This is a genomic window from Paradesertivirga mongoliensis, from assembly GCF_024436395.1.
GTDB lineage: Bacteria > Bacteroidota > Bacteroidia > Sphingobacteriales > Sphingobacteriaceae > Paradesertivirga > Paradesertivirga mongoliensis.
Genome location: NZ_JAFMZO010000001.1, coordinates 703,463 through 725,249, shown reverse-complemented (window position 1 = coordinate 725,249; position 21,787 = coordinate 703,463). Strand labels below are relative to the sequence as shown.

The 21,787-nt window shown below is 42.6% G+C and carries 18 protein-coding genes and 1 tRNA gene; 5 read left to right on the top strand and 14 right to left on the bottom strand.

Annotated features, from left to right (window positions below; genetic code table 11):
- Positions 1-67: 67 nt before the first annotated feature.
- The 4 genes from J3P43_RS02830 to J3P43_RS02815 are packed head-to-tail and all read right to left on the bottom strand — an operon-like array spanning position 68 to position 4,180.
- Positions 68-1,132 carry a tetratricopeptide repeat protein gene (locus J3P43_RS02830; RefSeq protein ID WP_255898787.1) on the bottom strand — a complete coding sequence of 355 codons (1,065 nt, stop codon included), beginning with the start codon at positions 1,130-1,132 and terminating at the stop codon, positions 68-70.
- Between the two features lie 57 nt (positions 1,133-1,189).
- Complete coding sequence (locus J3P43_RS02825; protein ID WP_255898785.1) at positions 1,190-2,422, bottom strand: tetratricopeptide repeat protein; 1,233 nt, start codon at positions 2,420-2,422, stop codon at positions 1,190-1,192.
- Positions 2,422-3,270, bottom strand: coding sequence for an isoaspartyl peptidase/L-asparaginase (locus J3P43_RS02820; RefSeq protein WP_255898783.1), 849 nt, complete (start codon positions 3,268-3,270; stop codon positions 2,422-2,424). The genes J3P43_RS02825 and J3P43_RS02820 overlap by 1 nt, the downstream gene beginning before the upstream one ends.
- Before the next feature lies 1 nt (position 3,271).
- A complete protein-coding gene (locus J3P43_RS02815; RefSeq protein ID WP_255898781.1) occupies positions 3,272-4,180 on the bottom strand; it encodes a cyanophycinase in 909 nt (302 codons plus the stop codon).
- Positions 4,181-4,390: 210 nt separating this feature from the next.
- On the opposite strand from J3P43_RS02815, the gene cphA reads away from it, so the two are divergent.
- Entirely contained in the window at positions 4,391-7,015 is a 2,625-nt protein-coding gene (gene cphA / locus J3P43_RS02810) for a cyanophycin synthetase (protein WP_255898779.1), read from the top strand.
- Between the two features lie 125 nt (positions 7,016-7,140).
- Here the strand turns inward: cphA and J3P43_RS02805 are convergent, their stop codons facing one another.
- The 4 genes from J3P43_RS02805 to J3P43_RS02790 form a co-directional block, all read right to left on the bottom strand.
- Positions 7,141-7,323 carry a hypothetical protein gene (locus tag J3P43_RS02805; protein WP_255898777.1) on the bottom strand — a complete coding sequence of 61 codons (183 nt, stop codon included), beginning with the start codon at positions 7,321-7,323 and terminating at the stop codon, positions 7,141-7,143.
- Between the two features lie 242 nt (positions 7,324-7,565).
- Positions 7,566-8,150 (bottom strand): carboxymuconolactone decarboxylase family protein, encoded by a 585-nt coding sequence (locus J3P43_RS02800; protein ID WP_255898775.1) that lies wholly within the window; start codon positions 8,148-8,150, stop codon positions 7,566-7,568.
- Positions 8,151-8,210: 60 nt separating this feature from the next.
- Positions 8,211-8,756: a peroxiredoxin gene (locus J3P43_RS02795; RefSeq protein WP_255898773.1), complete on the bottom strand. Its 546-nt coding sequence runs from the start codon at positions 8,754-8,756 to the stop codon at positions 8,211-8,213.
- A 113-nt stretch (positions 8,757-8,869) separates the two neighbouring features.
- Complete coding sequence (locus tag J3P43_RS02790; protein ID WP_255898771.1) at positions 8,870-9,676, bottom strand: N-acetylmuramoyl-L-alanine amidase; 807 nt, start codon at positions 9,674-9,676, stop codon at positions 8,870-8,872.
- A 17-nt stretch (positions 9,677-9,693) separates the two neighbouring features.
- Between J3P43_RS02790 and J3P43_RS02785 the strand changes: the two genes are divergently transcribed.
- A complete protein-coding gene (locus J3P43_RS02785) occupies positions 9,694-10,620 on the top strand; it encodes an aldose 1-epimerase family protein (protein ID WP_255898769.1) in 927 nt (308 codons plus the stop codon).
- Positions 10,621-10,623: 3 nt separating this feature from the next.
- Here J3P43_RS02785 and J3P43_RS02780 read toward each other — a convergent pair whose 3' ends face one another.
- Entirely contained in the window at positions 10,624-11,367 is a 744-nt protein-coding gene (locus J3P43_RS02780; RefSeq protein WP_255898767.1) for a rhamnogalacturonan acetylesterase, read from the bottom strand.
- Between the two features lie 385 nt (positions 11,368-11,752).
- On the opposite strand from J3P43_RS02780, the gene J3P43_RS02775 reads away from it, so the two are divergent.
- Positions 11,753-12,433 (top strand): helix-turn-helix domain-containing protein, encoded by a 681-nt coding sequence (locus J3P43_RS02775; protein WP_255898765.1) that lies wholly within the window; start codon positions 11,753-11,755, stop codon positions 12,431-12,433.
- A gap of 28 nt (positions 12,434-12,461) precedes the next feature.
- On the opposite strand, the gene J3P43_RS02770 is transcribed toward J3P43_RS02775, so the two are convergent.
- From J3P43_RS02770 to metG, 3 genes are all read right to left on the bottom strand, one after another.
- A complete protein-coding gene (locus tag J3P43_RS02770; RefSeq protein WP_255898763.1) occupies positions 12,462-14,366 on the bottom strand; it encodes a sensor histidine kinase in 1,905 nt (634 codons plus the stop codon).
- A gap of 430 nt (positions 14,367-14,796) precedes the next feature.
- A tRNA-Arg gene (locus tag J3P43_RS02765) sits at positions 14,797-14,868 on the bottom strand.
- Between the two features lie 50 nt (positions 14,869-14,918).
- A complete protein-coding gene (gene metG / locus J3P43_RS02760; protein ID WP_255898761.1) occupies positions 14,919-16,979 on the bottom strand; it encodes a methionine--tRNA ligase in 2,061 nt (686 codons plus the stop codon).
- Positions 16,980-17,061: 82 nt separating this feature from the next.
- Here metG and J3P43_RS02755 point away from each other — a divergent pair, with 82 nt between their 5' ends.
- On the top strand, positions 17,062-17,970 hold the full coding sequence (locus J3P43_RS02755; protein ID WP_255898759.1) for a S66 peptidase family protein: 909 nt from the start codon (positions 17,062-17,064) through the stop codon (positions 17,968-17,970).
- Positions 17,971-18,117: 147 nt separating this feature from the next.
- Positions 18,118-19,191 (top strand): OmpA family protein, encoded by a 1,074-nt coding sequence (locus J3P43_RS19650; RefSeq protein ID WP_255898757.1) that lies wholly within the window; start codon positions 18,118-18,120, stop codon positions 19,189-19,191.
- A 71-nt stretch (positions 19,192-19,262) separates the two neighbouring features.
- Here the strand turns inward: J3P43_RS19650 and J3P43_RS02745 are convergent, their stop codons facing one another.
- On the bottom strand, positions 19,263-20,225 hold the full coding sequence (locus J3P43_RS02745) for a DUF1735 domain-containing protein (protein ID WP_255898755.1): 963 nt from the start codon (positions 20,223-20,225) through the stop codon (positions 19,263-19,265).
- A gap of 14 nt (positions 20,226-20,239) precedes the next feature.
- Entirely contained in the window at positions 20,240-21,781 is a 1,542-nt protein-coding gene (locus tag J3P43_RS02740; protein WP_255898753.1) for a SusD/RagB family nutrient-binding outer membrane lipoprotein, read from the bottom strand.
- Positions 21,782-21,787 lie beyond the last annotated feature (6 nt).

The following is a 21,787-nucleotide window of genomic DNA, read 5'->3' as shown; positions in this document are numbered from 1 at the left end:
TTCAAAAATAGTATTTAAAAAACAGTATTATTTATTCAGTAATAATAATATTGCTTTTCCACGACAGCTAAAGCTTGTTTGTTTTTATCCAGTTTTCTCTAAATCTGTTGTACTGGTCTAGTGCAGCACCTGCCGCAGGGTAATCGCCTAGCCGGCTGTACATTTCGCCCAGGTCTGCATTAATTTCAACCAACTTTACCAGGTAGTTATTTCTTAACGCCAACCTTTCGGCCTGTCTGTAGTTTTCTAAAGCATCTGCATGCTCGCCTAAAGCATTTTTAACCTTACCGAGCCCGGTCAGGCTGCTTATCATGGCCTGATTATCAAATAGTTTGGTGGCCATTATCTGAGATTGTATATAAAACCACTTCGCTTCAGAATAACGCTGCTGATGGAAGTAAAGGTCGGCCAGACTCTGGAAACAATTCATCCTTCCCTGCTTATTTCCGGTACGCTGAAATAAAGGGAAGGCCTTTTTTAAAATATAGTATTCGCTCTCTTTGAATTTGTTTTGCTTAAACTTCATAGAAGCGATGTCGAGATAAGTTTTAGCAGCGAGGGCAGTTTTTTTCTGAGCCATGTTTGCTGCTACGAAATATTCCGCACACTTTATGGCCAGATCATATTGTCCATTTATCTTGTAAATAGCGGTCAGATTCTCTGCTATTTTAGCGACGCCGGCATTATCCTTAAGCGACTCTTTTATTTTCAGGGCTTCATTAAAATAATAAGTCGCTTTTTCTGGCTGACCGTATCGGCCATAATAAACGCCATACGTATTATACACCAGTGCCTGGCTTTTAACATCCCGGGTTCTGATGTATTCTGTCAGCGCCTGTTCAAGCGTACCAATCAGGCTCGCATCGGGCTCAACTGCTGTTTCGGTTTGTATAAGAAGAGAATTTAGCAGCAACAGGTTCTGGCGGTTTTTAAAATCTGCTTCCTCACTAACTTTCTTTTTCAACCTCTCGGTAACCAGCAATTTCTTTAGAAGTGCGGAATCAACCGGAGGCGGTAGAACTAATTCAGGAGGGCCGATTAAAACCGTTTTTTTAAGGGCAGCTGTATCAATAGCTAAAACGGGTTGTAGCCCAACGGCCAAAGCTGCGATACATAAAATTTTTTTCATCATACTAAAACATCTACAGGCTTGCTGTAAAGATAGGATTTGAACGCCTTGGCGCTGCTCTTATTTTATCCGTTTTAAAATTAATAATATTACGATTAAAATAGCAAGCGCTGCTGCAACCAATTGAACGATAAGCAGTCCGCTATCCTGTTTTGCCGAAACAGACGGCGTATGCTCCTTTTTCGGGACGATAACTTTGATCCGGGCAGCTCTGGCAGACTCAGCCTGTGCAATTTGAATATTGCTGAGCGAATCTTTCAATTCGTCTGAAATTTCAGAGGCATTTTCAGAGCCGTCTACATTGCCCACTTTTTGATATAAAGAAGCATATGCTTGTTTAACATTGGCCAGTAAAAATAAGTTGCCTCGCCTCGAAGCCAGCGATTGAGCTTCTTTTAAATCGCGTTTAGCCAAATTGTAATCGCCGATCGCGATTTTAACTTTTGACAGGCTAGTCAGAGATCTGATGATACCTTCGACATCATTCAACTCACGTGATTGGGTGTTTGCCTGAATAAAAAACCATTTTGCTTCAGAGTAGCGCTTCTGGCTAAAATAAATCTTTCCGAGCACGTCAAAACAGTCTATTCGCCCAGCCTGATATCCCGTTGAACGGAAAAATGGCAGTGCGCTATCAATAATTATCCTCTCACCTTTTTTATATTGCTTTTTCCGCCGGTAGATCTCTGCAAGCTTTACGTACGACAAGGCGAGCCCGGTTTTATTCTCAAGGGCCTGATACTGCTTAATAGCGTATGCCACATTTGTTCCGGCTTTACCCAGATCATTCTGAACAAGTGCGATGTCGGCCAGATGCAAGCTGGCATTTGCTGCAGCGCTTACATCTTTATTTAACTGACGGATTTTTTTAGCTGACTCATAATACTGGTTGGCTTCTTTCCATGCAGAATTTTTCTCATAGAAACGGGCCATATGTGTCAATATATCGGCGCGCGAGACAGCATTGCCTGTAGTGACATAAATCTTTTCGGCAGTCAGAAACTCAGAAAATGCTTGTTTAGTTTTCCCGGATTTCAACAAGGCGAGTGCCATCTCCACGCGGATATCGGCCACCCAGTTATCGTCCTGGGTAGTGCTGCGTATTGAAAGCGCCTTGTTTAACAATTGAAGTGCAACGGTAGGATTCTTTGTCCGCTTGGCTTGCCGCTGGTAGTAAAGTGCGTCTTTCGCTTCAACAGTTACTGTCTGAGATACAGTGTCGGGGGTAGCATCTTGTGCTCTTAAAGCTGGATACCAAACCACAAGAAGAAAAAAGACAAAAACTCGAATCATTAAGGAAAAATAACCGGCTCCTTATCAAAATAAGCCCACACCATATATGGATGAGAGTCTATATGATAAATTTCGCCAGTTGAAGATATGCAAATTACTCCGGCAAAACCATGAAAAGGCTGTAATTCCTGCATTGATTTATCACAGGCTTCTTTCAATGTAAATCCGTCGATCATTCTGGTAGCGATTTTTGCAGCCAGGGCAGCGCTTACAATGTCTTCGCCAACACCGGTACACGACACTCCAACAAAATCGTTCGCATAATTGCCGGCAACCGTCGCAGAATCACTTACCCTTCCGGGGATTTCAAAACCTTTTCCGCCGGTAGAAGTAGCGGCAGCAAGTTTACCTTCTTTGTCAATTGCAACGCAACCAACTGTTCCAGTGCGAACAGATTCGTTAAGTTTTTTTAAAAACTGTTCTTTTCTCTGGGGTGTTTCCGGATTGAAGTAATTAAAGCCATTTTTCCGCGCAAAGTGCAGTGCTTCCTGGCCGCTTAACACTTTGTCATCAAAATCCATAAGCTTATGGGCTACATAAATTGGATTCTTAACATCTTCTATATTAATCACCCCTGAGAACTTTTTGCTGCCCCCATCCATCAGGGAAGCACTTAAACGTATCTTCCCATCGCTTTGGATCTGCGAGCCCAGGCCTGCATTAAAAAGGTCGCAATCTTCGAGCAAAGAAACGCCGTATACAACCGATTCTAAAGCATTGTGGTTTTGCAGGTATTGATGTGTTTTGCCTACAATCTCTTTCAACGCATTCTGCTTAGCAATTTTTACTTCTTCGCTATCAGAGGATTCACTAAAAAACCCTCCATGAACAATCACCTTTGCCTCCATCTCAATCGTAATTTTTCATCTTTAGATAAACATCCTCCTCTACTTTAATGGCTTTGTTGATTATAAGCTCATGTTTATGAAGATCATATTTATCGAAAATAGACATCACATGTACCCTCAAATTGTCGATAGAAACGGGCGAGCCTATTTCAACATCGTAAATACTGGTTTCACTGATGTATCTCCCGTCTACCAAAATTGTCAAACCCGAACCTATTGCTTCCAGGCAAAAGCCCTCTGTGATTAATAAACCCGCGTCTTCACCTAAACCAATGCCGAGCATTCCGGGGTTACTGGCTACGGCATAAAATAGGCGTCCGATACGGCCTCGCTGAACAAAATGGGTGTCAATAATCACATCGTCAATAAACCCGAGTCCGCCGGTGATCTGGACCTCGCCTTTAATAAGCGCCTCACTACTGCTTCCTCTATAAATCATGTTCGAAGAAGATGCTGCAGCGCCCGCCGATGTTCCGGCGATCACAAAATTGCCTTCCATATAACGTGATTTCAGGATCCGTAAGAATTCAGTTCCTCCGAAAATAGCGCTCAGCCGCAGCTGGTCGCCTCCTGAAAACATCACTACATCCGCTTTCCGAACCCGCTCAAGCGCATCTGCGGCGTTAGCTTCCTCACGCGTCCTGATATCAAGCACATGAACGTTATTAACCTGTAACTGATTAAACGATTTGATGTATTCATGCCCAACCAACTCGGGAATTTTGGAGGCGGTCGTGATTACTTCAATCACAGAATCTGAACCTTTTGTCGACTCAGTTATGATCCGCCTCAAAATCCCCTTTTCAAAAAATTTCACATAATGCGGGTGATTAATGTTTTCGTTATAGCTCAATGAACTACCTAAATCAACCGCCCCTCCAATAATTACCAGCTTTCCTTTTGGAACCATATGATGTTATTATACACCTAAATATATCAAATCTAAGCCCAATAAGTTTTTACACGGTTAGTAAAACTGTTTATGATTCAGCTTGGTTATCTCTTTTATTTAAGAAAATCCCAATCACAATATTATGAACCAGGCCTGCGCTTGCACCTTTCATAGTGACAACAAGAACGCTCATGCAAGCTTCATGGCAGAAAAAACAATCACTCTCTGATGAAAATATTAAACATACAGGCCCTTAGAGGTCCGAATATCTGGTCTATCCGGCGCCAAAAATTAATACAGATGCGTCTGGATCTGGAGGACCTTGAATATCGACCGACAAATGAAATCGCAGGCTTCCGTGATCGCCTTGAAAAGCTTCTTCCGAGTTTATATACCCACCACTGCTCGCCTGGTTACGACGGAGGCTTTTTTGAGAGGGTAGAAGAAGGTACATGGATGGGACACGTGATCGAACATATCGCACTTGAGATCCAGACCCTGGCGGGGATGGACACAGGCTTTGGCCGAACCCGCAGCACAAAGACCAAGGAAGTATATAACGTTGTTTTCGCATATGTGGAAGAGCGGGTGGGTATCTATGCTGCAAAAAAAGCAGTAGGAATAGCCGAAGCACTTATTGCCGGAGAAGACTATCCGCTGGAAGCAGATATTATCGAGATGCGTAAAATGCGCGACCAGGAGCGATTTGGCCCCAGTACGGGCGCTATAGTAGACGAAGCTGTCGCCCGCGACATTCCGTTTATCCGACTAAACTCTGCATCGCTTGTACAACTTGGCTACGGCAAAAATCAGGTTCGCTTCCGCGCAACGCTTACCGACAAAACCAGCAGCATTGCCGTCGATCTGGCGGGCAACAAGGATGATACCAAGCGTTTGCTTACAGAACAAGCTATTCCCGTTGCCGATGGAAGGGCCATAAGTCGTGAGGAAGACTTGAAACAAGTGATAGAAGAGCTTGGATTTCCTCTTGTTTTTAAGCCTTTAGATGGAAACCATGGTAAAGGGGCAACCATTAATGTGAAAACGGAATCTGAGGCTTACGAAGCCTTCGAACATGCACAGAAATTCTCCCGACGGGTTATTGTAGAGCGATTTGTGTCTGGCCACGATTTCAGGGTTCTGGTGATCGACAATAAAATGGTGGCGGCGGCTACAAGAGTACCTGCACATGTGATCGGCGACGGGGAAAAAAACATCCAGGAGTTGATATCGATCGAAAATCAGGATCCCCGCAGGGGATATGGGCACGAAAATGTGCTTACTCTGATCAGCGTAGATCGCGACACTCTTGACTTATTAAAAAAGTGCAATTATACATTGGACAGCGTTCCTGCTAAGGACGAAATAGTCTATCTTAAATCAACAGCCAACCTCAGCACCGGCGGCACCTCCATAGACGTAACAGATATTGTTCATCCTCATAATGTTTTCGTCTGTGAAAGAATAGCAAGAGTAATCGGACTGAATATTTGTGGAATTGATATTATGGCCGATAGCCTCTCGCAGCCGCTGGAAGAAACAGGCGGAGTGGTTCTGGAAGTAAACGCCGCACCCGGATTCAGAATGCATTTAGCTCCGAGCGAAGGACAACCAAGAAACGTTGCCGCACCGGTTCTTGACATGATGTATCCGCCAGGAAAATCGTCACGGATCCCCATTATCGCCATTACTGGCACAAACGGCAAGACCACTACTACAAGGCTGATCGCCCACATCATTAAAAATAATGGATACAGGGTGGGATTTACTACATCGGATGGGATTTATATCCAGAATACGTTGATGACAAAAGGTGATACCACCGGCCCGGTAAGCGCGGAATTCGTATTAAAAGATCCTACCGTTGAGTTTGCTGTACTTGAAACTGCACGGGGCGGAATCCTCAGATCCGGTTTGGGTTTCAGCACATGCGACATCGCTGTGTTAACTAATATTCAGGAAGATCACCTCGGAATTTCAGATGTGCACACCCTGGAAGATCTTACCAGAGTAAAACAAGTGGTTATAGAATCTGTAAAAAACGACGGATGGGCCATCCTTAATGCAGATAACGAATATTGTGTAAAAGTTGGAAAAGAAACGACTCATTGCAACGTCGCCTACTTTAGTATGAGCGAAAATAATGCTGTAATAGATGAACATTGCAAGGCAGGCGGGGTAGCGGCTTTCTGCGATAACGGTTACTTTACCATCAAGAAAGGCGATTGGAAGATCAAACTTGCCAAAACCACACATATTCCAATTACATTTAATGGAACCGTAAGCTTCATGATTCAAAATGCGCTGGCGGCGAGTCTGGCTGCATTTTTATGGGGTTTTAAGACGGAAGACATTCGCAGCTCACTGGAAACTTTTGTTCCTTCGCCCGCTCACACCCCCGGCCGAATGAATCTGTTCGAATTCAAAGATTACAGGATACTGGTCGATTACGCGCATAATCCGGACGGCTTAAAAGGCTTACAAGGATTCCTGAACAGTGCAAACGCTTCGTTCTATACAGGTGTAATCTCCGGTACGGGAGATCGCAGGGATGATGATATTCGCGAAATGGGCAGGCAAGCAGCTCAAATGTTTGACGAAGTTGTAATATGCCAGGAAAAATACCTTCGTGGCAGAACCCACGACGAGATTATGAACCTTTTGGTAGAGGGTTTATTGGAAGTGAAGCCCGATATCACGTACCGGATAATGGAAAACAGCAAACAAACCTGGGAGTATGTAATTGGAAAAATAAAGCGGGGAGAGCTTTTGACAATAACCAGCAACTCTATTGCTGAGGCTTACCAAACTGTTAAACGCCACCAGGAAACAGAGCTCCTTGAAAAAATTTGAAAAAAATTTAAAACTTAGAAAACAAATCGAAATAGACCGCGTTATCTATATAAACCAAGTAAAATTGGTTTAATTGTGATAAGGTTTAGGTTGAAGCGTCCCGGCTAGTTTGGGACGCTTTATTTTTAGAGGTTATTTTGGCCTTTTACAATAACGTTTACAAAGAATCCTGCGGTTAATAACCCTAGCAAGGCTCCCAGCAGCACCCATCCGATTGAGCCTGTTACTACCCAGGCAGTAGCCACTCCGCAAATCACTGCCAAAAGAAAATATATTCCGTAATCCTGATTATCTTTTTCCTGTTCCATTTTTCTAATTTTTTTCAAAAGTAAGAATTGTTCTGAATATGTCCTTCACCGGTAAAATAATAAAGCCGGGACAAAAAAAACCGTCGTATAGTTTGATATACGACGGCATCCCTAAAAATACAATTAAAAAATCCGTTTCTTTAAAGCCCATCGCAAGCAATCGCCTGGATTAATAATTGGGAAATTTTATAATGCTTTAAACACGGTTAACCTTGCTACTAAGGTAAGAAATTGTTTAAACATTAAAAAATAACTTTACCTGTTGCCGTTATCAAAGAAGCTATCCTTACAGCATCAAAAATACGCTCCTCGGTTGTGCCCAGCTTTATCAATGAATCTTCGTGTGCATTTACGCACATCTCGCAACCGTTTACCGCAGAAACAGCCAGACTCAACAGCTCAAAAAACTCCTTCCCGGTTATCGGCTTTGCCATGATCTGCATGCGGATACGTGCAGGGATCTGAGTATATTTCTCCTTTTGGGTAAAATGCCTGAACCTGTAAAAAACGTTATTTGATGCCAATAAAGATGCGCAGGCTGCCGCTTCAGCTATCTCTTCTGCAGAAGCTTCGTTCTTTTCTGCGAAGCTGGTATAGAAATCCGCGAGGATCTTGTTATTATTATTTACTGCTATTGCGACCCCGATCAATCCAATCTCTTTAGCAGATAAATGTTCGGAAGTCAGGGTGCTGTTAAAATTGACTTTTAAATCTCTTAAATACCTCGACTGACCTTTTTCAAGTAAGTCTAAACTTACGGTACGGTAGTCTGAAGTAATGTTAAGACCTTCTAAAAGCTCAGTGATTACTTCTGTCGTTTCACTCATAACTGAAAAAATTAATGGTAAAAAAAAGTCCCCGCTAGCGGGGACTAACAAAGATTGTTTTTATGCCTGGAGGGTTTCCTGACCTTTTTCCCAGTTGCAAGGGCAAAGCTCGTCGGTTTGCAAGCCATCCAATACACGTAATACTTCTTTAACATTACGTCCAACGCTTAAATCGTTAACACATACCCAACGTACAATTCCGGTTGGATCGATGATGAAAGTTGCGCGGTAGGCGATTTTTTCTACTGGTTCCAGGATTCCCAGGTCTTCAGCAAGAGACTTTGAAGTGTCGGCCAACATTGGAAATTTAAGGTCGCGCAAGTCGTCGTGATCTCTTCTCCAAGCAGCGTGAACAAATTCAGAATCGGTAGAAGCTCCAATCAAACGAGCATCTCTGTCGCGGAATTCACCAAAAGCTTTGTTAAATTCTGCAATCTCGGTTGGACATACAAAAGTGAAATCTTTTGGCCACCAGAACATTACTGTCCATACGTTATCCTCGTTAGTTAAATAGTCCGATGTCAACGTTTCAAACTCCTTTCCTTTTTCGATACTTACACAAGCTTTCTTCTCAAATGATGGAAATTTCTGACCTATAGTTATCATAATTCTTACTTTTTTAATTCTGCGCAAAGGTAAGCACATAAATCTCCTGAGGCAATGAAAAAAGGCTTTTTATACATTCTTTTTATCAATGCCATGATAGACAAAAACTATAACTAGTACTTCTTTAATAAGTTATTAACTATAGTCTTCTCCCTCAGTCCCATAACAGGACTTACGTCTGTCTGGATAAAATGACGCTTGAAAGCTTTGATAGCTGCGATAGAATCCCTGATATCATAACCAATCATTTTTAATCCCTGAAGATGATTAAACGTTGGTGGAACAGAATCCAATGTAGCATCGTACCAATTACCAAATCCTTCATTGGCTAATCGTTTCCAGGGAAACTTTGTACTCGGATCTTGTTTTCTTGGAGGTGCAATATCAGAATGTCCGATAAAATTTGGGGTAGGGATGTTATATGTCTTTTTCAAATTCGCCAACAGCGTAACGAGGCTGGAAATCTGGGCCTCGGGAAACTCTTCTGAACCATCATTATCCAACTCGATCCCCAGCGAAACAGAGTTAATGTCGGTAATCGTTCCCCATTTGGCCACACCGCCATGCCAGGCACGCAGATAGTCGTTCAACATGTGATGGACGGTTCCATCTTTGCAAATGACATAATGCGCGCTAACCTCGGTCCTGGGTATTGTAAAGGTCTTCAAAGTTTGCTCGCAGGAGTTTTGCGCTGTGTGGTGGATGATAACATAATTTGGCTTGCGTAAATTAAAATGGATTGTTGCGGCCTGAAACGATGCAGGGTTATTTGTGGAGAGGGCCGGCAGCTGCCTGAGATTACGGACCAGTTCTTTTGCCTGCCGTTTATATACTTTATTAGTAGCGCTGTATGGCCCAGTAGCGGTACAAGCGTAGATAACAACCGAAAGAAAACAGGCAACAACTGTGATTTTTTTCATAATGTGCGCAAGATAAAATGAATTTGATATCTTGGAAAAACGAAAATACGGTCGGGCGGTTTTCTTTCCACAACAATAACATGGTAACACTCGAAAACGAAACGCTAAAAGCTTCTGTCCATCCAATGGGAGCAGAATTACATACGCTCTATCATAAAGCTTTTGACCTGGATTATTTATGGAACGGAAATCCGGATTTTTGGCCCAGACGTTCACCTGTTTTGTTTCCCATTGTAGGAGGGCTGATCGAAGATTCCTTTCTTTACAAAGGCAAAAAATATCAACTTCCTAAACATGGCTTCGCGAGAGATTCGGAATTTGAGATAGAAAGCTCGTCTGGCGGGAGTGCATCTTTTATTTTGAAAAGTTCGGAAGCAACATTACCAAGCTATCCCTTCCAGTTTTCTTTAAGGATCAAGTATCTGCTTGAATCGAACATGATAACCGTTTCGTATGAAGTAGAAAATCCCTCAAATGAAACCATCTATTTCTCGATCGGAACACATCCGGCCTTTAATCTACCATTGGTAAAAGAAACTGTTTACAGCGATTATTTTCTGGAATTTGAGAAGACGGAAACGTCGGAGCAGCACACACTCAAGGGAAATCTGATTAGCGAAGCAAAACCATATCTGAAAAACGCGAAACGAATAGACCTTACCGAAAGCTTATTTTATCACGATGCGCTTATTTTCAAAGATTTAAAGTCGTCCGAAATTACTCTGAAAACAGACAAAAGCGATCACGGCCTGAAATTCTCCTTCAAAGGATTTCCCTATATGGGGATCTGGGCGGCGAAAGATGCGCCATTTATATGTATTGAGCCATGGTGCGGAATCCCTGATGCTGAGGACCACAATCAAAAAATTGATGAGAAGGAGGGTATCATTTCCTTGCCGCCCGGCAATACGTGGGAACAAAGCTGGAGCCTCGAATGCTTTTAAAAATTATTTCTTTGATTTTATTCTGGCGGCCAAATCCAGTTTAAGCGCTCTGATCTCTGCCAACACCAGCTGAGCCATTAAGCGGGCTCCCAATTCATTAAAATGGGTGTCGTCTACTTTTCCCTCCGGATAGTTTGGGTGTTCGCCCGGTTTTAAATGATTAAAAAGAAGTGCCGACTTTTCCGGACCCAGTTCCTGCAGAAGCTTTTGGCTCTTTACATCAATATCCATCAACGGAGTGTTATCTTCACGGGCTACGTCTCTTACAATTTGTGCATACTCATCGTGCGTTCCCACAATCTTACCGGCTGCATCGAAACTTCTTCGCGCCACCGATGTAAGCAAAACAGGCTTAGCTCTTTTTGAGCGTGTATCAGCGACGTATCTTTTCAAATAATTCCGGAATTGCCCGGGCGTCGTCGCGCTCCTTTTTGTTGGAATCTCATCGTTGTGGCCAAACTGGATAAATACATAATCGCCCGGCTTCAGGGCCTCGACAACCGGAGCCCAACGGTTTTCGTCAATAAAAGTTCTGGTGCTACGGCCATTTTGTGCCCGGTTATCAACCACTACCGTCGAATCGAAAAAATGAACAAAGGGCATTCCCCATCCGGTTTCCGGATAGTTTCGTTGGTCTTTTACAGACATAGTCGAATCGCCAATGAGATAAATCTTTATTGGATCCTCCTTCTTCGAAAACACAGAAAGAACAGCGAGGAAGCTGATAGTGACAAGATTCTTAAACATAATCAGATAACGATTTCAGACACGAATGATTTTATGAGCCGCAAATTATATGTTTAAAATCAAATATTTGATAATTGCCTTATAAAAAAAGGGTTAGACAGTGTGTCTAACCCTACATCTACCTATGAAAAACGTCCTTATGGGAAGGACACTATTTATTACGTAAAAGTACTAATCAGAGTTGCAACATTTATAGGGTATTTTCATAAGTAATTGATAATCTAAGGAATAATTTTTTGAAGGCTTAAAAAAAAGTCTTCCGGCCACCTCGCAAGATTATCGAAGAAGGATCTGACAATCCAAACATCATATCATCCAGCCCGGAATTCAGGCGTTAAACAACTATTATTTCACTAAATCTCCTATCTTGTACACAACATTAGATATGCAAAATTTATCCGTTCAAGATATAATCGCAGATTCGATAGGAGAAATTTCCAGGACTGCAGACAAACTTCCAGGCGTAGTGATCATTCATGACTTAAGGGACTGGTCGGTTGCGTGGATGTCAAAAAAGGGATTGGATCAATTGGGCGTGAGCCTGGAAGAAGTCACCAAAATCACCGCAGAAGAATATTATGCCAAATATTTTAATAAAGAGGATTCTGAAGACTACGTGCCAAAAATTCTCGGACTGTTACAACAAAATAATGATGATGAGATCTGTACGTTTTTTCAACAAGTGCGGTTAAGAGAAAATGAGGATTGGGACTGGCACTTTTCCAGTGTCAAGATCTTGGCGCGCGACTCAGCAGGAAACCCTTTATTGACAATCACTATGGCCTTTCCGATTGATTCGATGCACCACATGGCGAAGAAAGCTTCCAGGTTATTAAAGGAGAATAACTTTCTCAGGAGAAACTCGGTTTTGTACGCTAAGCTAAGCAAACGTGAACGTGACGTGTTACGACTAATGGCTCTTGGCAAAGGTGCCACAGAAACGTCAGAAGAATTATTTATCTCTACCCATACCGTAGAAACTCATCGAAAAAATATAAAAAAGAAGCTTCAAACCACTTCGTTTTATGAGATAACTGAATATGCCAGGGCTTTTGACCTGATTTAACCAATCGCGAAAAGATTCACAAACTTGCTTAGTGGGGAGTTGTATCGGGTATAGAGAACCAGAATGTTGATCCTTCTCCGAAAACACTGTCCACGCCGTAATCTCCGCCATGCATCTTTATAATCTCAGCACAAATATGTAACCCGAGCCCCAATCCAGGGAACTGCACGGCCTTCTCATCCACCCGGTAAAACCTGTCAAAAACGTTCGAAACCTTATCGTCCGGAATCCCTATCCCAAAATCCTTCACAGATATTCTAAAAGAATTGATTTCCTCTTCGGCTTTGACAATGATTTTATCGGCAGAAGGAGAGTACTTGGCTGCATTAGATAAAAAGTTTTTAAGAACTTGTTCAAGCCGCCTCCGGTCAGCCCTTATCGGTCTTTTAACCAAATTTTCCACAATGATCTCAAACCCTTCCATTTGCTCTTCAATGGCTTCAGATAAAAAAGTATCCAGATCAAAAACCTCGAGATTCAATCGCATTTTGCCCGATTGCAGTTTGGCATTGTCGATCAAATCTCTTGTTAAAACTACCAGTTTATTTGTTTGTGAAAGTGCCTTTTGGAGAAACACATTAATCACAGGCTCTCTTTCTTGCCGCTCCATCATTCGCTGAAGAATTTGCAGGGAGGCTTTAACGGTTGTAATCGGCGTCTTAAGCTCGTGAGAGGCTATATTTATAAATTCATCTTTTCTTTGCAGCAGTAGTTGCATCATCTCGTTCTCTCTCAGTCTATCTTCTGCATCTTTGGTGAGCGTATAATCCTGAACAGCGCAGATAACCTGGCTAACTTTACCGCTTTCGTCCCGCATGAAAACCTTGGCCCTGACTTTTAACCATCGGTAAGTATTGTCTATGGCCTTTATCCGATATTCTATGGTTCGTATGTCGTCATCTGTCGCGGCGCCGAAACCATTAAAAAAGTCAAGAACCCGCTGTTTATCGTCTTCATCTACCAGGCCCTGCAGTTCTTCTGGGCGCATCGAGAGCATCGTATCAGATGTATAGCCCACGAAGGGAGACACTTCTTTACTGAAGTAAATAAACACTTCTCTGTTGAGATCATAGATGTCTATCAGAACCGGGCTAGCCTGAAGAATTTGCTCGATAAAATGCTGTTGAGTGCTTAATTCTTTCTTGAATTCTACTGTTTCGGTGATGTCGGCATTCAATCCGATAACCTTACATATTTTACCGGAAGCATTTTTAATTGGCGAAGACTCGACATGAATTAACTTTACCTTTCCCTGTACATTGAGCGCCAGATCTTGTTCAAACGAGTATTCGCTGCTCTTTAATCGCATTATGAACTCTTCTATCAGAAGCTTATCCCCTGGTATGGCAAAGTCTAAATACTTATCTGCAGATACCGGAGAATTGTCGGGGAGGTTAAAGATTTGATACATCCCTTTTGACCAATACATTGATCCGGCATCAACATCATACTCCCAACTGCCGAAATTCAACATACACTCTGTCTTATTATCCAGTGTCCGCAGCGTGGCAATTTGCGGGTCTATATCCGACGGTTTTATATCTTTTAATAAAATGATAAGTTTGGTATTGCTGACTTTAAGCACCACCATTTGGCCGGATTTTCTAACGCCGTTTATATTGTATAACACTTCCTCTTCGCAAGTTTCATCTCCAAGCGAGCGATTGATGAAATTTTCCCACGACTGCCCGCTATGGAAGGATATATCAAGGCTTAAAAGATCTGCCTGGGAAGAAAGACTGGTTTGGAACAAGCGCTGCGCAGCTGAATTGGCAAACATTATGGGTAGGGCATTCAGAGCGCCTGAAGAACTGAAGGCCAGCTCGACAACCAGAATGGTATGGTCGTAAACGTTAAAAATAGATCGTAATAAGCCCCGGTTATTTATGAGATCATTTGGATCAATACCATATATGCTTGAGACCTCATCCATAGAGGAGAAATTAATAACGTTTAACTCTTTAACATCATTCCGAATATTTACTCTGCGTTCTTTCTACTGGCGTGTTTTGCCAATTCAGTTATCTTTTTAATTATCTTTTTTGCATACCCAGGCTCAGGATTTGGCGGCGGCTATTTTTCTTATTAGTCAAAACAACAGGTTTAAATTTTTTGATATGCAACGACGAACACCGCGAATGTACATGGGATGCCTGAGAAGCTTATCCCTCAACAACAATTATTCGAACCATCTCCGGCTACGTAGAATATCAACATTTGAAACCCGGAAGAGTTTCAAAAAATTGAATTCTAGTTAAAAATTTTATTGAGGATTGTTGCCCTGTTACCCGGATTTTAGAGGCAAATCTGGTGAATTATCTATTTAAAAAATGCAGCTTACTGAGATCGGAGCTGCGTTTTTGTGGTCCCGGCGGGAATCGAACCCACATCTAAAGTTTAGGAAACTTCTATTCTATCCGTTGAACTACGGGACCTGATTTAAACATGTGCAGATGTAATGATATGCAAATGTGCAGATCAATCATTATCTTACAACAGAGCCGTTCGCTATATCTTCCGGCGGTGCTACAAAACTAAGTTTTCCGTCGCTATTTTCCGCCATTAAAATCATCCCCTGCGAAAGAATTCCTTTAATCTCCCGTGGTTCAAGATTTATGAGAATACTTACCTGCTTACCAATAATTGCGTCTGGCTCGAAATATTCGGCTATGCCCGATACAACCGTTCGTTGATCGATACCTGTATCGATCTTTAATTTCAATAATTTTTTGGTCTTAGCTACCTTCTCAGCTTCCAATATGGTTCCCACCCTGATATCCATTGCAGCAAACTGCTCAAAGCTAATATTTTCCTTCGCAGGGACGACTTCGGCAGCAGGTGCATTCACTTCAGCTTTATTTCGAAGTTTCTCCAGTTGTTGCTCGATTACGGAATCCTCAACCTTCTCAAATAACAGCTGTGCCTGATTAAGCTGGTGTCCGTCGGTAAAACTGATCGCCTGATCGTAAAACAACAAATCGTGCTCCAGATTTAACATCGAGAATATTTTTTTTGCCGAAGACGGAAGCATCGGTTGAAGCAAGGTGCCCAAATGTGCGATGATATGCAGACTGTTCTGCAATACTGCTCTGGTTCTTTCAGGTTCAGTTTTAAATGTTTTCCAGGGTTCGTTCTCGGTAAGATACCGGTTACCCACCCGGGCCAGATCCATCACGGCAGACAAGGCCTGACGGAATTTGTAGCTTTCTATGCTTTGCTCAACTTCGTCGTAGGTTTTTCCTATTTGCTCGTTTAGTGCCGGATCCGTTAATTCTGCACCGCCCCCGACTTTTCCTTCATAATACTTGTGCATCAATATCATCACACGATTGATAAAGTTGCCCAATATTGCGACCAGTTCGTTATTAATTCGAGCCTGATAGTCTTTCCATGTAAACTCACTGTCAGATGTCTCCGGCAGAATCGAAGTAAGCACATAACGCAGCTCATCCTGTTTGCCCGGAAATTCTTCAAGGTATTCATGCAGCCAAACGGCGTGGTTTCTGGATGTCGAGAGTTTATCCCCCTCGAGGTTAAGAAATTCATTAGCGGGTACGTTTTGCGGGAGAATGTATTCTCCATGCGCATGCAGGATGGAGGGAAACGTAATGCAATGAAAAACGATATTATCTTTGCCGATAAAGTGGACCAGACAAGACTCGTCCGCTTCGCTACTTTGCTTCTTCCAATAGAGCTCCCAATCCTTTCCTTTGTCTTCTGCCCATTGCTTTGTTGCCGAAATATATCCGATAGGAGCATCGAGCCAAACGTACAGTTTTTTACCCTTAGCTTCTTCAAGCGGAACGTCGATTCCCCAGTCTAAATCCCTGGTCATCGAACGCGGCTGCAAACCGGCTTTAAGCCATGAGCTGCACTGCCCGTAAACGTTACTTTTCCACTTATTTTTCTTTCCTTCAATCAACCATTCTTCCAACCATGGCTGATATTTGTCTAATGGCAGATACCAGTGCTTGGTAACACGCAAAACGGGAGCTTTTCCGCTTAGGGTAGATTTGGGATTGATAAGATCGAGAGGATTAAGAGAAGTCCCGCATTTCTCGCACTGATCGCCGTAAGCGCCTTCATTATTACAATTTGGGCAGGTCCCAGTGATATATCGGTCGGCTAAAAACTGGTCGAATTCCTCGTCATAATATTGTTCAGATTCCTTCTCAATAAATTCGCCTTTTTCATAAAGATTGAGAAAAAACTCCTGCGAAAGCTCGTGATGTATTTTAGCGGAAGTCCGGTGGTAGATATCGAATCCTATACCAAACTCTTCGAAACTTTTCTTTATCTGAAAGTGATATTTATCTATGATTTGTTCGGGAGTGATGCCTTCTTTTTTTGCTTTAATAGTAATAGCGGCCCCGTGTTCGTCAGACCCGCAGATATACACGATGTCTTTCCGCTTAAGACGCATATGCCTTACAAAAATATCGGCAGGAATATATGCTCCGGCTAAATGGCCAATATGCAGAGGGCCGTTTGCATATGGAAGTGCTGAAGTAACTGTAAAGCGTTTATATTTATCTAGTTCAGACATCTATTAAATTTATATCGGGCACAAAGATAGGGAAATGTACTTCCGCATAATCGCAAATTTGCATATTTGCATATCATAAACCATGCAAGATAAAACCCTCGCTCCGCCATTTTTAAGAAAAGGAGACAAAATCGCGATCACTTGTCCAGCCAAAAAGTTACCAGGCACAATAGACAGTGCCGTTAAATTACTGAGGTCATGGGACCTTGAAGTTATTCTCGGAGAAACCGTCCAGGCTTCACATCATCAATATGCCGGTAGCGACGAGTTGCGGCGCAGAGATTTACAAAGCTTTCTTGACGATAAAACTATTAAGGCCATAATTGCTGCAAGAGGTGGCTACGGAACTATCCGGATTATAGATGACTTAAACTTTTGGAACTTTAAACAGAATCCGAAATGGCTGGTGGGCTTTAGCGATATAACCATTTTACATAGCCACATCAACGAGACCTGCCGGATACAAACCATCCATGGGCAAATGCCGCTCAACATTCCCGATGGGACAAAGCCCTCGCTTGAATCTTTGCGAAAAGCCTTGTTTGGAGAACAATTAGGCTATGAAATAGTAAGTAACCCGCTTAATCGGTGTGGAACTACCGAAGGAGAACTCATTGGCGGAAACCTTACCTTGCTGGTGATGATGAACAATTCAATTTCTGAAATGGAGTATACCGGTAAGATCCTGTTCATCGAAGACGTGGGAGAATATATGTATTCAATCGACAGGATGTTGTGGAACCTGCGGCGGGGCGGACAGCTGGCGCGCCTAAAAGGACTTATCGTTGGAGGATTTACGGATCTTAAAGACAATGATATCCCCTTTGGCAGCAGTCTGGAACAAATTGTACTCGAACATGTTAAAGATTATGAATATCCGGTATGCTTTGATTTTCCAGCTGGCCATCTTGCTGATAATCATGCGCTTGTTTTAGGGAAAGTTGTAACTTTATCAGTAGAACCAGAGAAAACCAAATTATCTTTCGCCTAACATGCTCTTATACAAAACTACCGTTCTGAGTAAGCATTAATGATTCGCTTACTGACTTTCATTTTACTGATATTTTCTTTTTCTGGCTCCCAAGGGCAGTCACCGCATTCTGCTTCTGCTGATTTACCGGGCGCAAAACAAATTTTTGTGAACACACCGTATTCGTTCTCTTCTTCCCCGAAAGGCTTTGGTCTTTCGCAGGAATTCCCTAGGAGCACCAAGAAGTCGGCATATTATTTTGAACAGGAGCGCAACACCATCTGGCTGGCACTCGACATCCCGTTTAACGGGATCTTAACCTTCGAAATAAAACCACATAGAGCTTCTGACGATTACGACTGGATGCTTTTTGAAAACAACCCCAATCTAAAAGAAAACATTAAGCAGGACAAACCATTATTACTACGCTCTAACAATAGCCGTAATGACCCGAAAATACAGGGGAAAACCGGCACGAAAGACGGCGCATGGCCTATATTCGAAGCACCGGGGCCAGGACGAAGTTATTCTAAAGCCATACTGGTAAAAAGAGGGCAAAGGCTGGCATTGATAATCGACAATATTTATGAATCGGGGGCGGGGTTTGATTTTGTGTGTGAGCTGAGGCCGCGTATCATATCTTACAGAATGCTCTCCGGTGCGGTGGCTGACGAAAATACCGGGACGCCATTAGGCGCACAGATTTTCTGTGAAGATGATTCGACGGGCGTGCGCTTGGCCGAAACTGTTGCGGAAAAAAACGGAACGTACAAATTACAGATACCTGCCGGGCGGCCCTTGAATATTACAGCCGCGTTTCCGGGATATTTGTTTGAGACTTCGGACCTAGATTTGGATGCGACAGTTCAGGATTTCAAGCTAAGTAAAATAGAGGATACCCAAAAGTTGCTATTATTCAATATACACTTTAGGCCGGATAAAGATTTACTAAGTCCAAATTCGGAACCTGAGCTGGGGCGTTTAGTTGAATTTTTAAAGATCAGAAAAAATTGGAACATCAGAATAACCGGGCATACTAATAATAATCCTTTTGCAGATGCCGGGTATCTTCAGCGGCTCTCTTTTAACCGGGCGATTGCGGTAAAACAGTATCTAATGAAAAAAGGTATCGCTGAGAAACGGCTGTCGTGTGCAGGTATGGGCGGCAAAAGACCCATAGTTTCAGGAAACGCAGAACAAAGTTGGCAGAATTTGAGAGTCGAGGTTACTCTAACAAGATGACACTACCTCAATGTCGCATAAATAAACAGCCCCAAGTTTTGGGGCTGTTCTTATTAACACGTTTTTCTTCTTTATGGACGTGGCCCGACAAAAGTAAATACATCTTTTATTTTCGCTGGAGCAAAGCCCGTCTGCGTCATTATAAAGCTTGCATAAATTTTCTTTTCCGCGGGGTCGTAATAGTTTGGTCCTTCAGGATCTATTTCAAATCTTCGGTTTAGAGTCCCCACAGGAGCATCATTTGTGATTGAAATTATTTTATTGGTGGCGGGATCAATTGTAAATCGTGGATTTGTTTGTCCAAAGCCACTATAGCCGCCTGTAGAAGTGATTATGGGCTGGATGAACTGCCCAAAACCCCAATCGTCGAACAAGTTTACGGAACTACCCGACGTTGTTACCAGATGGACCTCACCGCCCCATTCACCCCACACTCCGGTTTGTACAGTTGGGCGATCTGACGCGTCGATTCTAATTTCCAACGAATAAGCGCCATCATAATCATTTTTCGCTCCGAAAGTAACTAAAACGGTATCCAGGTTCCCACTGATTACATAACCCTCTTTATCAACTCCGGTGATATTAAAAGCTAATCCATAAGTAATCGACGGGTCTAAATCTACAGCATTAATTTGAAGATTTACTTTCCCCGTATTGCTCCCTTTCGGAATGGTAACTGTAAGTCCGGTGCCCTGCAGTGTATACAACGACGATGGTAATATCTCCACATGTGAGTGATTAACGTTATTATAATTGTCTATTACCTTTTTACTGTTAACGGTGGTGAGATTTACTGTAATATCCTCAGATGCCACCTCCGAAGCAGCCAGATTTACTGTGATTGGGCTAATTATAGTATCCCGGTCTTCAAAAGGCAGAGCGACAGCTCTAAACTGCGATGTTGCCGGCAATTCAATAATCCGGTGGGTTGCAATATCCGCTGTAGTAAACCTTTCATCATCCTTTAAACATGCTGTAAGGCCTAAGGCCATCGCTGCGAAAAGCAAGTGCCTGTATATTCTCTTAAATTTCATCTTTTTATAGTTTATTATTTATCCCAAAAAACTTTTGATGTCTGAGCGCTTATCTCGCCTTCTGCTGCCACGTTCGGGGCATTGTAATTATATTCCTCTTGAGGATATAACAGCCTAACCGGTATGGAGCGGTTGTTTCGGCTTGGCGATTCAGACAAAGGCAAATCTGTAGGAACCCCTAACCGTCGGTAGTCCACCCAAGCTTCGAAATTATTTATTCCAACCAGTGATAAATATTTTTGCATCACGATAAATCGAACCTTATCAGTGTTACTCGGGTGATCATAATTTGTAAGAGGAGTATTTTGAGCCATATATGCGTTAGCGGTGGCAACAGCATTAGGGACACCCAGCCATGTAAATGATTCTCTTACCGCATCTTGATAAGCTGCTTTCGGATCGCCGGATAACCATCCTCTTTGCTTGGCTTCTGCCTGAAGGAATAAGCTTTCGACTGATGTGAACACCCATTGATCTTGGGATGGACTCTTTGCTAAGCCAGGGCCAGCCACATCAGAAGAATTACCTGCTTTCGGCTGATTCGGATCTTGATCGACAAAGCCAAAATCATAGCCCCAATAGGTATTTCCAGCTAGTGGAGAGGCAGCGGGACTGAAGTAGTACTGGTAACGAATATCGTTACTACTCCGGAGTTTGTCCAGGACATAATTGTTCGCCCGGTTAAAGTCATCGGCCGTTGAACCAGAAAAGTTTTTCTTGTATGCATTATAGAACGGATTCAGCTGGTATTCTGCTCCGTTATATCCCGGGTTTACCGCAGCCGTCTCTCCGGCCATCAAAAACCCACTGCCATCAGCGGTAATTTTAGCTAGTTCTGCTGTTGGAGCTGTTGCACCAAAAACTTCAGATTGATGTATAAGTAACTTCAATCGCTGAGAGTTAGCCAACTTTCTCCACATCAATGCATCACCCTCAAACATAATATCAGCAGTCTGAATATTTGTATTGGCGAGTACATCGGCCGATGCAAACAGCTTAACAGCCTCATCTAATTGAGCCAGAAGGTCATTGTAGATATCCTGCCCCTTGTCATACTTGGGCTGTATTGACCCCAAAACAAATGCATCTGAATACGGCACATTATTATATTGGTCAACTAAATACATAAACCCTATTGACTTTATCACTTTGGCAATACCCACATAAAAAGTTTGTCCTGTGGCTGCTGCGCGCTTCTCCATTACATCGGCGTCTTTTAATATGTTGTACCAAGATACCGTCGGATCATAAACCGCTGTACTTCCATTCACCCATTCATTAGATTCGTAGGAGGTGGTTAAATCGTAATTTTCCAACGGGTTACTTGGCCCAAATGAACCAGACCGTGCCCAATAGCCCGTCCAATGAGCAGCATAATCATAAGATGTTGCCATTTTCTTTGCTGCCTGATGCAGCACAATTGGTAAAATGAGATCCGGAGTCATCGACTCTTCTGTTGGAGAATTAGGGTTCTCATTTATATCAAAAAAATCCTTTTTACATCCTGAAGTAACAATCAACAGAAATGCTAAAAAACTATATATGACTTTTTTCATGTCTTT